At 65.4% G+C, this 14,243-nt stretch carries 10 protein-coding genes; 5 read left to right on the top strand and 5 right to left on the bottom strand.

From position 1 onward, the window contains the following. Window positions 1-91 precede the first annotated feature (91 nt). The 4 genes from QHG62_RS19415 to QHG62_RS19400 all read right to left on the bottom strand — a co-directional run bounded on the left by QHG62_RS19415 (window position 92) and on the right by QHG62_RS19400 (window position 3,847). Window positions 92-1,720 carry an MFS transporter gene (locus QHG62_RS19415; protein ID WP_281147289.1) on the bottom strand — a complete coding sequence of 543 codons (1,629 nt, stop codon included), beginning with the start codon at window positions 1,718-1,720 and terminating at the stop codon, window positions 92-94. Between the two features lie 15 nt (window positions 1,721-1,735). After that, on the bottom strand, window positions 1,736-2,506 hold the full coding sequence (locus QHG62_RS19410) for an amino acid ABC transporter permease (protein ID WP_281147288.1): 771 nt from the start codon (window positions 2,504-2,506) through the stop codon (window positions 1,736-1,738). A gap of 35 nt (window positions 2,507-2,541) precedes the next feature. Then, entirely contained in the window at window positions 2,542-3,300 is a 759-nt protein-coding gene (locus QHG62_RS19405; protein WP_281147287.1) for a basic amino acid ABC transporter substrate-binding protein, read from the bottom strand. 70 nt (window positions 3,301-3,370) lie between these two features. Further along, complete coding sequence (locus tag QHG62_RS19400; RefSeq protein ID WP_281147286.1) at window positions 3,371-3,847, bottom strand: Lrp/AsnC family transcriptional regulator; 477 nt, start codon at window positions 3,845-3,847, stop codon at window positions 3,371-3,373. Between the two features lie 179 nt (window positions 3,848-4,026). On the opposite strand from QHG62_RS19400, the gene QHG62_RS19395 reads away from it, so the two are divergent. From QHG62_RS19395 to QHG62_RS19375, 5 genes are all read left to right on the top strand, one after another. Beyond that, window positions 4,027-7,635 carry an indolepyruvate ferredoxin oxidoreductase family protein gene (locus QHG62_RS19395; RefSeq protein ID WP_281147285.1) on the top strand — a complete coding sequence of 1,203 codons (3,609 nt, stop codon included), beginning with the start codon at window positions 4,027-4,029 and terminating at the stop codon, window positions 7,633-7,635. A 258-nt stretch (window positions 7,636-7,893) separates the two neighbouring features. Beyond that, on the top strand, window positions 7,894-8,226 hold the full coding sequence (gene yajC / locus QHG62_RS19390) for a preprotein translocase subunit YajC (RefSeq protein WP_281147283.1): 333 nt from the start codon (window positions 7,894-7,896) through the stop codon (window positions 8,224-8,226). Between the two features lie 84 nt (window positions 8,227-8,310). After that, on the top strand, window positions 8,311-10,194 hold the full coding sequence (gene secD, locus QHG62_RS19385) for a protein translocase subunit SecD (RefSeq protein ID WP_281147281.1): 1,884 nt from the start codon (window positions 8,311-8,313) through the stop codon (window positions 10,192-10,194). Window positions 10,195-10,212: 18 nt separating this feature from the next. Beyond that, window positions 10,213-11,172: a protein translocase subunit SecF gene (gene secF, locus QHG62_RS19380; protein WP_281147280.1), complete on the top strand. Its 960-nt coding sequence runs from the start codon at window positions 10,213-10,215 to the stop codon at window positions 11,170-11,172. Between the two features lie 139 nt (window positions 11,173-11,311). Continuing rightward, window positions 11,312-13,705, top strand: coding sequence for a DUF1631 family protein (locus QHG62_RS19375; protein WP_281147278.1), 2,394 nt, complete (start codon window positions 11,312-11,314; stop codon window positions 13,703-13,705). 4 nt (window positions 13,706-13,709) lie between these two features. Here QHG62_RS19375 and QHG62_RS19370 read toward each other — a convergent pair whose 3' ends face one another. Beyond that, a complete protein-coding gene (locus tag QHG62_RS19370) occupies window positions 13,710-14,228 on the bottom strand; it encodes a DUF494 family protein (protein WP_281147276.1) in 519 nt (172 codons plus the stop codon). Window positions 14,229-14,243 lie beyond the last annotated feature (15 nt).

Genomic DNA, 14,243 nt, shown 5'->3' with positions numbered 1-14,243 from the left:
ATCGGTCAAAAAAACATGGATCGGTAGTTACCCAGACAGGCCGACCGCCCCTGTAAAACCAACTGCTGCAAACCTGAGCGCCCGGTCTGATTCAGCGCTTCACCACGTAGCGCGTCACCACGGGCGGCGACTCGCCGATGTGAAACGCCAGCCGCCGTTCGCGCAAGGCCATGTCGGCGGCCGTGGCGCGGTTGAAGCGGCGCAGGTGGTCGGTCCAGCTTTCGTCGACGATCTCTTCCACGTAGCGGCCGGGCTCCGAAATGTCGTGCAGCAGCTCCCAGCCGATGGCCCCCTGGCCGAGCCGTGCGCGGCGCGTCTGGTGCATCACGAGGTGGAAGGCCGCCGCGCGTGCGGGGTCGATCATGTATTCGATGGTGATCACCACGCGGCCGTTTTCTTCGGGCTTTTCTGCAGGCGGGCCGGCGGCCCAGCCGGCGCGCGCGGGGCTCATGTCGGCCTCTTCACCCGAGACGTCGGTCACCCAGCGCAGCGCCGCCAGCATCAGCAGCGTGCCGCTCACCGCCGCAATCTCCAGGCTGGAGCGCAGGTTGGTCACGGTGGCCACCTGGCCCCAAAGGGCTGCACCGATCGCGCTCGCACCCATGATGGCCATCTGGTAGGTCGACATTCCGCGCGCGCGCACCCAGTCGGGCAGCGCCAGTTGCGCCGATACCGAGAGCGAATTGGCCACGGTGATCCACGCCATGCCGCCGAAGAACATGGCAGGCACTGCGACCCACGCGTTGGGCGCAAAGGCCATCACCCCGGTGGCGAGCGATTGCAGCGCCGTGCCGCGCAGCACCAGCTGGTCGCGCCCCAGCGCCTGGCGTAGCCGCGGCAGAAACAGCACCGCGATGATCGCGCCCGAGCCCATGGCCGCCAGCAGCAGCGTGAAGGTGCCGGCACCGCCGCCCTCGAGGTTGCGCGCCAGGAGCGGTAGCAGCGCAAGCAGCGCGGTGGAGTGAAAAAAGAAGATCGTGATGCGCGAGAGCACCGCCCGCATGCGCTGCGACTGCCACACGAACTGCACGCCCACGCGCATGGCGCTGATGAGCCGCTCGCGCCCGAGCGGGTTGGGCTTGTGCTCGCGCCGCCAGCGCAGCACCACGAAGCCCGAGGCCACCGACAGCACCGCATTGAGCGCAAACACCCAGACGCTGCCCGCGCTGGCAATCAGCATGCCTGCCGTGAGCGGGCCGATGATGCGCGAGGCGTTCATTGCGATGCCGTTCAGGCCCAGCGCCGCCGGCAACTGCGGCCGTGGCACCAGCTCGGGCACGATGGCCGAGAACACCGGCCAGCGCAGCGCCAGGCCAATGCCGTTGGCGAAAGTGAGCGCCAGCAGAAGCGGCGCGGTCATCATGTCCAGTGCGATGGCAGCGCACAGCACGATGGCCGTTCCCGCCAGCCAGAACTGCGTGGCCACCAGCCAGCGCCGGCGATCGAGAATGTCGGCCAACGCCCCGCTGGGCAGGCCCAGCAGGAACACCGGTAAGGTGGAGGCCGACTGCACCAGCGCCACCCAGACGGGCGAAGTGGTCAGCGAAGTCATCATCCACGCCGCCGCCACGTCGCTCATCCACATGCAGATGTTGGCGATGAGCCAGGTGCTCCACAGCATGCGGAACACGGGCAGCTTGAGCGGCTCCAGCGCCGCGAACTTCGGCGGCTGCGGCCGGGTGGGGGGAATGGGTGTCTCTTCGGGGGAAATCGGTGGCATGTCGCCCGATTGTGCCTATCCCCTGTCGCTGCGCGCCAGGCGGTGTTCGAGCCGCCGCAGCATCGTGGTGAGCACCAGCGTCATGACCCAGTACACCACCGAAATCGCAAGGTACGGCTCCCAGTAGCGCGCATAGGCGCCGGCCACCGTGCGTGCGGCGTAGGCCAGTTCGGCCAAGCCGATGGCCGAGACCAGGGAGGTGTCTTTCAGCAAGGCGATCGCGTTGTTGCCAAGCGGCGGCAGCATGCGGCGGAAGGCCTGCGGCAGCACCACGTAGCGCATGACCTGCGCGGGCGTGAAGCCGATCGACCGGCCCGCATCGAACTGTCCGCGCGAGATCGACTGGATGCCGGCGCGGAACACTTCGGAAATGTAGGCCGCGGAGTTGAGCGTGAGCGCCACCACGCCGGAAATGAGCGCGCCGTGTTCCTGCTTAAGCGTGCGCGCTAGGTCGCCGTCGATAAGGAGGCCGGTGGTGGGATGAATGAACACCGGCATCACCGCGAAGTGAATCAGCAGGATCTGCACGAAGAGAGGCGTGCCGCGAAAGAAGCTCACGTACACCGTCGCCGGCCACCGCAGAAAGAACCGCGCAACCCAGGTCCAGGGCGCATGGCGCGGCTGCGCGAGCCGCGCGAGCGCCAGGCACAGGCCCCAGCTTGCGCCCAGCAGCACGCACACCACCGTCATGCGCAGCGTCATCCAGGCGCCTTGCCAGAACAGGTCTTTGTATTCGACCAGGATGTCCCAGCGGAACCATCCGAACAACAGGATCGGCTGTTCCATCTAGTGCTCCCTTGCGCCCGGGCCGGACGTGCTGCTCATCGGGCGTTCGGGTCCTTGTTGAACCACTTCTTGTAGATCGTGTTGTAGCTGCCGTCGGCGCGGATCGCAGCCAGGCCGGCCGTGAGCTTGTCGAGCAGCGCCTTGTCGCCCTTCTTCACGACGATGCCGAAGCCCTCTTCAGGGAAGGACTTGTCGTCGATGGTCTTGAGCTCGGGATTTTGCGCCACGCGGTAGGCGATCACGCCGTTGTCGCCCATGGCGGCATCGACGCCGCCGCCGGCCAGTTCCGAAATGATGAGCGGCGTGCTCTCGAAGCGGCGGATGTTGGGGCTGGTCTTGCCGAACTCGCGCGAGGCGATGTCGTCGGCGGTGGAGGCGCTCACCACGGCAATCTTCTTGCCGGCAAGATCCTTCAGCGAGGCGACCGTGCTGCTCTTGGGCAGTGCGATGAGCTGGCGCGCCGCAAAGTAGGGCGGCGTGAAGTCGTAGCTCTGCTTGCGCTTTTCGTTGATGGTGACGCCCGAAATCACGAGGTCGACGTCGCCGTTGTTGAGCGCGCCGAAGATGCCGGTGAACGGCGTGTTGACCACCTTGATCTTCAGGCCTTGCTGCTTGGCGATGGCGTTGATGATGTCGATGTCGAAGCCGACGATCTGCTTGTCCTTGTTCTCGAAGGCGAAAGGCGCATAGGTGGCGCTCGAGGCCACGGTGAGTTCGCGGTTCTGTGCCTGGGCGCCAAAGGCGAGCGCGGCGGCGGCAAGGCCGAGCGCCAGGGTGCGGCGGATGGAGTTCATGGGGTTTATTCCTCTTGTTCCGCCCGGCGGGCGGCGTGTGTCTGTGGTGGACGGGAATTCTAGGTTGCAGCTAGCGTGCCAGGTGCCCGAGCGGCCAGGCGCTGCTGGCCTTCACCTCGCCCAGCGAGAAGCTGGTGTGCAGGTCTTTCACATTGGGCAGGTTCATCAGGTGGCGCCTCGCAAAGGCCGAGAAGCTGTCCAGGTCCTGCGCCACCACCTGCAGCTCGAAGGTGCCGGTGCCGCTGATGTAGTGGCAGGCCACCACCTCGGGCAGCTTGCGGATGGCGTCCTCGAGCTGCTGGGTGGCGTCGTGCGTCACACGTTCGGTGTCCACGCGCACGAAAGCGAGCACGCCGAGCCCGATCTTGTGGCGGTCGATCTCGGCGTGATAGCCCTTGATGAAGCCGGCTTCTTCCAGCGCGCGCACCCGGCGCCAGCAGGGTGCGGCCGAAAGGCCTACGCGCTGCGCAAGCTCGGCATTCGTCAGGCGGCCATCGGCCTGCAGTTCTTGCAGGATTGCAAGGTCGAACTTGTCAATGCTTTCCATAAGCACCGATATTAAGCAAGATTCTTTCTGAAAGGCGTTTTTTTGAGGCGAAGAACGCAAACACCTGTCGCTGGCCCCGGCATACACTTTGCGTGATCATGGGCTCGCGCCCGACCCGGGCACAGACCCACACCCATCAGCCAGGCCCACGAGGCCCCGCCATACGGAGACAGACAAACATGAACGCACCGCTGCCCGAGCACATCCGCAAGGCGCTGGAAACCGTCACGCTCGACGACAAATACAGCCTCGATTACGGCCGGGCCTTCATGAGCGGGGTGCAGGCGCTGGTCAAGCTGCCCATGCTGCAGCGGCTGCGCGACAAGCAGGCCGGCAAGAACACCGCGGGCTTCATCAGCGGGTATCGCGGCTCTCCGCTAGGCGGCTACGACCAGGCGCTATGGAAGGCGAGCAAGTTCCTGAAGGAACAGAACATCATCTTCCAGCCCGGCGTGAATGAAGAGCTTGCCGCCACGGCGCTCTGGGGCACTCAGCAACTGGGCTTCTCGCCCGCGGGCACCAACAAGTTCGACGGCGTCTTCGGCATCTGGTACGGCAAGGGCCCGGGCGTGGACCGCTGCTCCGACGTCTTCAAGCACGCCAACATGGCCGGCACCACCGAATGGGGCGGCGTGATTGCGGTGGCAGGCGACGACCATATTTCGAAGAGCAGCACGGCCGCGCACCAGAGCGACCACATCTTCAAGGCCTGCGGCACGCCGGTGTTCTTTCCGGCCAACGTGCAGGAAATATTGGACCTGGGCATTCACGCCTTTGCCATGAGCCGCTTCTCGGGCATCTGGTCGGGCATGAAGACGATCCAGGAAATCGTCGAGTCGAGCGCCACGGCCATGATCGACCCGGACCGCGTCGAGATCGTCATTCCCACCGATTTCCAGATGCCGCCCGGCGGCCTGCACATTCGCTGGCCCGACCACGCGCTCGAGCAGGAAGCGCGGCTCATGCACTACAAGTGGTATGCCGCGCTGGCCTACATCCGCGCCAACCGGCTCAACCACAACGTGATCGAAGGCCCGAACGATCGCTTCGGAATCATGGCCAGCGGCAAGGCCTACAACGACACCCGCCAGGCGCTGATCGACCTCGGCCTGGATGACGCCACCTGCCGCCAGTTGGGCATCCGGCTGCACAAGGTGGGCGTGGTGTGGCCGCTGGAGGCGCAGCTCACGCGCGACTTTGCCACCGGCCTGCAGGAAATCCTGGTGGTGGAAGAAAAGCGCCAGGTCATCGAATACCAGCTGAAGGAAGAGCTCTACAACTGGCGCGCCGACGTGCGCCCCAACGTGCTCGGCAAGTTCAACGAGCTCGACGGCGATTTTTCGGGCGGCGAATGGGCCATGCCCAATCCCACCGCCAACACGCTGCTGCGCGCCAACGCCGACCTGAACCCTGCGCTCATCGCCAAGGCCATTGCCCAGCGCCTGCGCAAGCTCGGCATCCTGGACCAGGCGGGCACCGACATGCATGCGCGCATCGATGCGCAGATCGCCATCCTCGAAGCCAAGGAGCGCTCGATGGAAGCGCTCAAGGTGGGCGGCGTGCAGGGCGCCGACCGCCAGCCGTGGTTCTGCTCGGGCTGCCCGCACAACACCAGCACCGTGGTGCCCGAGGGCTCGCGCGCCATGGGCGGCATCGGCTGCCACTTCATGGCAACCTGGATGGACCGCTCCACCATTGGCTTCACGCAGATGGGCGGCGAGGGCGTGCCGTGGGTGGGCCAGCAGCCCTTCACCACCGACCAGCACATCTTCGCGAACCTGGGCGACGGCACGTACTTCCACAGTGGCCTGCTCGCCATCCGCCAGAGCATTGCCGCGGGCGTGAACATCACCTACAAGATCCTCTACAACGACGCCGTGGCCATGACCGGCGGCCAGCAGGTCGGCGAGCGGCCCGAGGGCCACTCGGTGCTGCAGATTGCCGAAAGCCTGCATGCCGAAGGCGCGAAGAAGGTCGTCATCGTGACCGACGAGCCCGAGAAGTACGAGGGCGTGAACATCCCCGGCGACCACGTCGAGGTGAAGCACCGCGACCTGCTGGACGACATCCAGCGCGAGTTCCGCGCGATTGCCGGCACCACCGCCATCATCTACGACCAGACCTGCGCCACCGAGAAGCGCCGCCGCCGCAAGCGGGGCACGGCCGTCGATCCGGCCAAGCGCGTGGTCATCAACGACCTGGTCTGCGAAGGCTGCGGCGACTGCAGCGTGAAGAGCAACTGCCTGTCGGTGGAGCCGCTCGAAACCGAATTCGGCCGCAAGCGCACCATCAACCAGAGCACCTGCAACAAGGACATGAGTTGCCTCAAGGGCTTCTGCCCGAGCTTCGTCACCGTCGAAGGCGGCCAGCTCAAGAAGAAGGCGAAGAACAAGGCCGATACGCCGCTCGAACTCGGCCCGCTGCCCGAGCCAACCGTGCCGGCACTGGCGCAGGGTCAGGTGTGGGGCATCGTGGTGGCCGGCGTCGGCGGCACGGGTGTCATCACCATCGGCCAGCTGCTGGGCATGGCGGCGCACATCGAGGGCAAGGGCATCGTCACGCAGGATGCGGCTGGCTTGGCCCAAAAGGGCGGTGCCACGTGGAGCCATGCGCTCATCGGCGAATCGCAGGACGCGATTCGCACCACGCGCGTCGGCACTGCCGCGGCCGACCTCATTCTTGCGGCCGATCCGCTGGTGGCGGTGAACGCCGAAACCCTGGCGCGCATGCGCGAAGGGCGCACGCACGTGGCGCTCAACACGCACAGCACGCCCACGGCCGCTTTTGTGCGCAATTCCAACTGGGTCAATCCGCAAGACGATTGCGCGAACCAGATCGCGCGCGTCGTGGGCACCGATGCGCTCGGCACCTTCGATGCGGATGCTGCCGCCACGACGCTGATGGGCGACAGCCTCTACGCCAACCCGATGCTGCTGGGCTTTGCCTGGCAAAAGGGCTGGATCCCGCTGGCACTCGAGTCGCTGCTGCGGGCCATCGAGCTCAACGCCGTGGCGGTCGATAACAACAAGGCCGCCTTTGCCTGGGGCCGCCAGGCGGCGGCCAACCCGGACGCACTGCAAAAGCGCGTTCGCCCCGGCCACGTCATCGAGTTCAAGAAGCGCGAAACCGTCGAAAGCCTGGTGGCGCGCCGGGCCGAATTTCTGACGGGCTACCAGAACGCGGCTTATGCCGACGAATACCGGCAGTTCGTGGGCAAGGTGCAGCAGGCCGAATCGGTGCTGGGCAAGACCGCGCTGACCGAGACCGTTGCCCGCTACCTGTTCAAGCTGATGGCGTACAAGGACGAATACGAAGTGGCGCGCCTGCACACCGACCGCAGCTTCCTGGACCGGGTCGAGGGCATGTTCGAGGGCGAGATGGGGAAGGACTTCAAGCTCAACTACCACCTTGCGCCTCCTATCATCGCCAAGAAGAACACCAAGGGCGAGCTGCAGAAACAGCAATTCGGCCCGTGGATGCTCTCCGGCTTCAGGCTGCTGGCGCGGCTCAAGGGCCTGCGCGGCACTGCCCTGGACATCTTCGGGCGCACCGAAGAGCGCAAGACCGAGCGCGCGCTCATCGGCGAATACCGTGCGAGCATCGAAGAGGTGATTGCCGGCCTGCACGCCGAGAACCACGCGCTGGCGCTGGAGATTGCCAGCCTGCCCGAGCAGATTCGCGGCTACGGCCATGTGAAGGAGCGCAACCTGGCCGCTGCCCGCACCCGCTGGAGCGAATTGCTCGCCAAGTGGCGCAACCCGCAGTCGGCGCAGCGCGCGGCAGCCTGATTTTTGCGACGAGGCCGGCCTGTCGCCGTGCCCTGCTCCTGAAAACATAGCGCCAGACGCGCGCCCCGAGCCCTGGAAAGCCCTGCCCGGCGCGCCGGATAAGCGCGCGGGGCGGGGCATTGCCACGAATACAATGCCCGCTGCTGTGCGCGGCCGTTGCCGCTTCACGCTCTGACTCGCGGCCTTTTCCACGGGGCCGCGGAACCGCGGGCCCGTTCCGCGCTTCTGACATTCCTCTTCTCTCTGCTGGAGACTCTCTTGTTCATTTCCTCTGCTTTCGCCCAAACCGCGCCCGCTGCTTCCGGCGGTGGCGACATGTTGTCTTCGCTGGGCAGCATGCTGCCCCTGGTGCTGATGTTCGTGGTGCTGTATTTCGTGATGATCCGCCCGCAGATGAAGCGCCAGAAAGAAGCCCGCGCCATGATCGAGGCGCTGGCCAAGGGCGACGAGGTGGCAACGGCCGGCGGCGTGCTGGGCAAGATCACCTCGCTCGGCGACCAGTACCTGGGCCTTGAAATTGCCAATGGCGTGGAGATCAAGATCCAGCGCAGCGCTGTGATCCAGGTCTTGCCCAAGGGCGCCGTCAAGTAAGCAATAAATGCGTGGCCCGGCCTTGCGCTTTGTGGAGCAAGGCCTCAAGTCACGCCGTGTTTCGTTTCTGAAAAGCGCTCTCTCATGAACCGTTATCCGGTCTGGAAGTACGCGATCATCGTGATCGTGCTGCTTGTGGGGTTGATCTATTCCCTGCCCAATTTCTTCGGCGAGGCGCCTGCCGTGCAGGTGTCCGCGGCCAAGTCGACCGTCAAGGTCGATGCCGCCACCCAGGGCAGGGTCGAGGAGGCGCTGAAAACAGCCGGGCTCACGCCCGACCTGCTCACGCTCGAAGGCGGCTCGCTGCGCGCGCGCTTCGGCACGCCCGACGAGCAGCTCAAGGCGCGCGACGTCTTGCAGCGCACGCTGGTGCCCGATGCGTCAGACCCGCCGTATGTGGTGGCGCTGAACCTGGTTTCGCGCTCCCCGGCGTGGCTCACGTCGCTGCACGCGTTCCCCATGTACCTGGGCCTCGACCTGCGCGGCGGCGTCGACTTCTTGCTGCAGGTCGACATGAAGGGCGCCATCGACAAGAAGGCCGAGTCGTTTGCAGGCGACCTGCGCACCACTTTCCGCGACAAAGGCATCCGCGGCACTTCGGTCAACCGCAATGGCCAGACCATCGAGGTTTCGTTCCGCGACGCGGCGGCGCTGCAAACGGCCAAGCAAATCATCCAGGACCAGTTCCCCGATCTCGCAACCACCGAAGCGCAAGACGGCAGCAATTGGCGACTCACCGCCACCATCAAGCCCGAGGCCGCGCGCCGGCTGCAGGATGCGGCGCTCAAGCAGAACATCACCACCCTGCACAACCGGATCAACGAACTCGGCGTGGCCGAACCTGTGATCCAGCAGCAGGGCCTGGACCGCATCGTGGTGCAGCTGCCCGGCGTGCAGGACACGGCCAAGGCTAAGGACATCCTGGGCCGCACCGCCACGCTCGAAATGCGCCTGGTCGACGAAAGCGCAGAAGGCCGCGCAGCCGAACTGAGCGGCGGACCGGTGCCCTTCGGCTCCGAGAAATTCCTCGAGCGCAACGGCCGCCCGGTGATCGTCAAGAAGCAGGTGCTCGTCACCGGCGAAAGCCTCACCGACGCGCAGCCCGGCTTCGACCAGCAGAGCAACCAGCCCAAGGTCGACCTGACCATGGACGCCAAGGGCGGCCGGATCATGCGCGACGTGAGCCGCGAAAACTACAAGAAGCGCATGGCCATGCTGATCTTCGAAAAGGGCAAGGGCGAAGTGCTCACGGCCCCATCGATCAACGGCGAGCTCGGCAACCGCTTCCAGATTTCGGGTTCGATGACCGTGGCCGAGGCCGCCGACCTGGCTCTGCTGCTGCGCGCCGGCTCGCTGGCCGCGCCGATGGAAATCATCCAGGAGCGCACCATCGGCCCGAGCCTGGGTGCCGACAACATCGAAAAGGGCTTCAAGAGCGTGATGTACGGCTTCATCGCCATCATGATCTTCATGTGCGCGTACTACGCACTGTTCGGCCTGTTCTCGTCGATTGCGCTGGCCGTCAACCTGATGCTGCTGGTGGCCATTCTCTCGATGCTGCAGGCCACGCTCACGCTGCCCGGCATTGCGGCCATGGCGCTGGCCATTGGCGTGGCCATCGACTCCAACGTGCTCATCAACGAGCGCGTGCGCGAAGAGCTGCGCAACGGCGCCTCGCCTCAGGCTGCCATTCATGCGGGCTACGACCGCGCCTGGGGCACGATTCTCGACTCCAACGTGACCACGCTGATTGCCGGCATCGCCTTGCTGGCATTCGGCTCGGGCCCGGTTCGCGGTTTTGCGGTGGTGCACTGCATCGGCATCGTCACCTCGATGTTCTCCGCGGTGTTCTTCTCCCGCGGCCTCGTGAACTTCTGGTACGGCCAGAAGAAGAAGCTCAAGACGGTGTCGATCGGCACGGTGTGGCGCCCCAAGACCGACGGCACGGCCGTGGTTGACGCCGAGTAAAGGTCAAGGACAAGCGCCATGGAATTCTTCCGCATCCACAAGACCATCCCGTTCATGCGCCATGCATTGGTGCTGAACATCATTTCCTTCGCCACCTTTGCGCTGGCGGTTTTCTTCCTGCTGCATCGCGGGCTGCACCTGTCGGTGGAGTTCACGGGCGGCACCGTGATGGAGGTGGCCTACCAGCAGTCCGCCGACATCGGCAAGGTGCGCGAGGCCATCGGCAAGCTCGGCTACCCGGACGTGCAGGTGCAGAGCTACGGCACGTCGCGCGACGTGCAGATCCGCCTGCCGGCGCAAAAGGGCATGAGCTCCGACCAGCAAAGCGCGCAGGTCATGCAGGCGCTGAAGTCGGTCGATCCTTCGGCCACGCAGCGCGGCATCGAGGTTGTCGGGCCGCAGGTGGGCGACGAGCTCACCACCAACGGGCTCAAGGCGCTCGGCATGGTGGTGGTCGGCATCATGATCTACCTGGCGGTGCGCTTCGAATGGAAGTTCGCCGTGGCCACCGTGCTGGCCAACCTGCACGACGTGGTCATCATCCTGGGGTTCTTTGCATTCTTCCAGTGGGAGTTTTCGCTCGCCGTGCTCGCCGCGGTGCTGGCGGTGCTGGGGTATTCGGTCAATGAATCGGTCGTGATCTTCGACCGGGTGCGCGAGAATTTCCGCCGCTACCGCAAGATGAGCACGGTCGGGATCATCGACAACGCGATCACCTCGACCATCAGCCGGACCATCATCACCCACGGCTCGACGCAGCTGGTGGTGCTCTCGATGTTCTTCTTCGGCGGCCCGACCCTGCACTACTTTGCCCTGGCGCTGACCATCGGCATCTGCTTCGGCATCTACTCGTCGTGCTTCGTGGCGGCGGCCATTGCCATGTGGCTCGGCATCAAGCGCGAAGACCTCATCAAGGGCACGCCAGCCAAGCGCGACGGCGATTCCGAGGACGACCCGAACGCCGGCGCCGTGGTCTGACGCCGCCGGATCGAATGAAAGTGCCGCGGGAGGCCAGCAAGTGCAAGGAAGCTGATGCACACTTGTGCAGTTGCTTTTCCCGATGCAAGCTCTCGTCAGTTGCCCACAATAGAGCTTCACCGGCCTTTCCGATCTTTCAATGAGTATTGCGCGGTCCGCCTCTTCCTTGCAGCTCGCACGCGAGACGCGTGAGCGTTTCGTGCTGGCGACCGAGGGCGTCATCGTTCCCTTGGCGCAGGCCATCCGGGACCGCCTGACCAGGCAGGCTTCGGAAATCGGCAGTGCGCGCGTCATGCAGGAAAGCCGCGACGACTTCGTGGCATTCCAGGGACAGGCCACGCAATGGGTGTCGCTTTCCCAGACCCATTGGCGCAAATCGGTGAGCACCCCGGCTACCGCGGGCGGCGCATCGTCCACCGGCGGGCTGCGGCTCGAACTGATCGGCGACGACGTGATGGAAGGCAACATCCTGTCGTCGCGCCTGGCGCAGGCGATCCAAGACAAGGCCAGCTTCGAGCTCAGCGACCTGCGGCTTCGCATCCAGTACCTCGAAGACACCGCCGAACTCGACGCCCATGACGTGCTCAAGCCCGAAACGCTGGCCAAGCTGCTGGTGGACCAGTGGCTGGCGGCCGGCTTGAGCCGTGCGCTCTGGGCCCGCGTGCAGGACACCGTGCAGCAGCATCTGATCGGCGTGGTCGTCAAGGCCTACGAAGACGCCAACGCGTTCCTGATCTCCAAGGGCGTGATGCCGGAGATCGATCTCAAGAGCTTTGTGCGCCGCACAGGCGCTTCCGGAGGACCGGCCACGGTGCCCGGGGCGCCGTATTCCGCTGGCACCGCCGGCCAGGTACCAGGCGCTGCATCGCAGCACGGCTCGCACGCATCGCCGCAAACGCGAGGCTTCGGCGCATCGGCGCCACAGCTAACGACAGGTGGTTCGCCGTTGCTGCTCGCTCGCCAGCGTGCGCAGACGGCGCTCTTGAGTCTCAAGCGCTTTGTGGCTGCACGCATCGGCGCGGCGGACATGCCATCGACGATGTCGTCCTCACCGCAATCGGTAACCGGAGCGGACGGCCGGACGCCGGGCGCCGGCAGCAACGCTGGCGGTGGTGGGGGCGGGTCCGCGCAAGCCTTTTCCAAGACCTTTGCAGGCGTGATTGCCGATGCCGAAGCCGCCTACAGGATGGCGGCCACGCAATACATGCAGAACCCGGGCGACGCGGCCACCATCATCCAGCAGGCTTCGGTCGACTTGCGCCGGCGCAGCGCCGAGATCAAGAAGCGAGCGCCCACCACTGCCGACAAGGCCACCGTCGAGATCGTGGCGCTCATGTTCCAGGCCATCCTCGCGGAAGAGCGCATTCCTTTCTCGGCCCGCGTGTGGTTTGCGCGGCTGCAGATGCCGGTGCTGCGCGTGGCCATTGCCGAGCCCGAGTTCTTCGGCACGCTTCAGCATCCCGCGCGCATGCTGATCGACCGCATGGGTTCCTGCGTGATGGGCTTCGATGCCGCGGCCATTTCGGGCAGCGCGCTCGAAGGCGAAATCCGCCGCGTCGTGCAGGTGATCGAGCAATACCCCGAAACCGGGCAGCGCGTCTTCAAGCTGGTGTTCGACGAGTTCGTTGCGTTCCTCGGCCGCTATCTCACGCAAAGCGACACCACCCAGCGTGTCATGAGCGTGGCGCAGCAGGTCGAGCAGAAGGAAACGATGGCGATCCAGTACACCATCGAACTGCGCAAGATGCTCAACGACATGCCGGTGCGCGACGAGATACGCGAGTTTCTCTTCAAGGTGTGGGCCGAGGTGCTGGCCATTGCCGCGCTGCGCTACGGCGCGCAGGGCGAGCAGACCGTCATGCTCAAGCGCGTGGCCTCCGAGCTGGTGTGGGCCGCGAGCGCCAAGCCCAACCGCGCCGACCGCGCCCGCGTGATCCAGGACCTGCCGCAGCTGCTGCAGCGCCTGCGGCTGGGCATGAACCTGCTCGGCATCATCGACGAGCCGCAGGAAGCCCACATCAAGACCATCGGCGCGACCCTGTCCGACGCCTTCCTGTCGAAGACCGAGGCCATTCCCGCTGCCAAGATCGAAGCCATGGCCGAGCGCCTGGCGCACCTGGAAGACTTTGTGAGCGACGACGGCGGTGCCTCCAACCTGCCGCTCGACGCGAACAGCATCGAACTGCTGCTGGGTGTGGATGCGGCGTCGATCGAGGTCGTGCCCGACACCGTCGGCAGCGTGGTGGCCGAAGACATGCTCGAATGGGCGCACGAGCTGCAGGTGGGCAACTGGTTCATGCTCGACCACAATGACCGCGTGACCCAGGTGCAGTTTGTCTGGCGCAGCGACCGCAAGCAACTGCATCTGTTCGCCTCGGCCGACGGCCGCAGCTTTCTCATCCAGGTCGGACGCCTCGCCAACTACCTGCAGGCCGGCCTGCTGGTACCGGCAGAGGAAGAAACCCTCACGGTGCGCGCCACGCGCGAGGCGCTCGCCAAGCTCGACGCCAACCCGGAACGCCTGCTGAACTAGCCGGCTAGTGCGCGATGCGCCCTTCGCGGCTTTCGCAGAGTTCGTCGAGCACCAGCGCATCGGGCTCGATGCCGGTACTCCAGTGCACCATCAGCACGATGATCTTGAGTTCGTCGAGCGCAACCGGGTCGCCTGGTGCGGCCATGGCGCGCTCGATGACGATCTCGCGCAAGCCGCAAGACAGCACGTTCGACGATTCGAGAAAACGGATGAAACCGAGGCAATCGGCGCCCAGGTGCTCCTGCTCGGCCTGGGAATACACCCGCATGGCATTGCTCGACTGGGGCAACGCCGCTTCGGGAGCGCCACGCAGCGTGACCGTGGCAACGGCATCGTCGCTGGCACTTCGCTCAAGCTGCATGCCTTGCGTGGCAAGGCTCAGGCCGTCGAGCCAGTGCAGGGCCTCGCGGATCTCTTCTGCCTCGAAGCCGTGTGCGCTGAGCTTGCGGCCCAGTTGTTCGGGTTCGGGGCAGGCATCGCCGCGCCAATAGTTTTCGTAGACAAAAACGAGCACTTCGAACATGAGCCCAATATAGCC

The organism is Variovorax paradoxus, from assembly GCF_029919115.1.
In the GTDB taxonomy this organism is placed as follows: Bacteria; Pseudomonadota; Gammaproteobacteria; order Burkholderiales; family Burkholderiaceae_C; genus Variovorax; species Variovorax paradoxus_O.
Note: the sequence above shows the minus strand (reverse complement) of the source record. Positions and strands in the feature narration are given on the sequence as shown.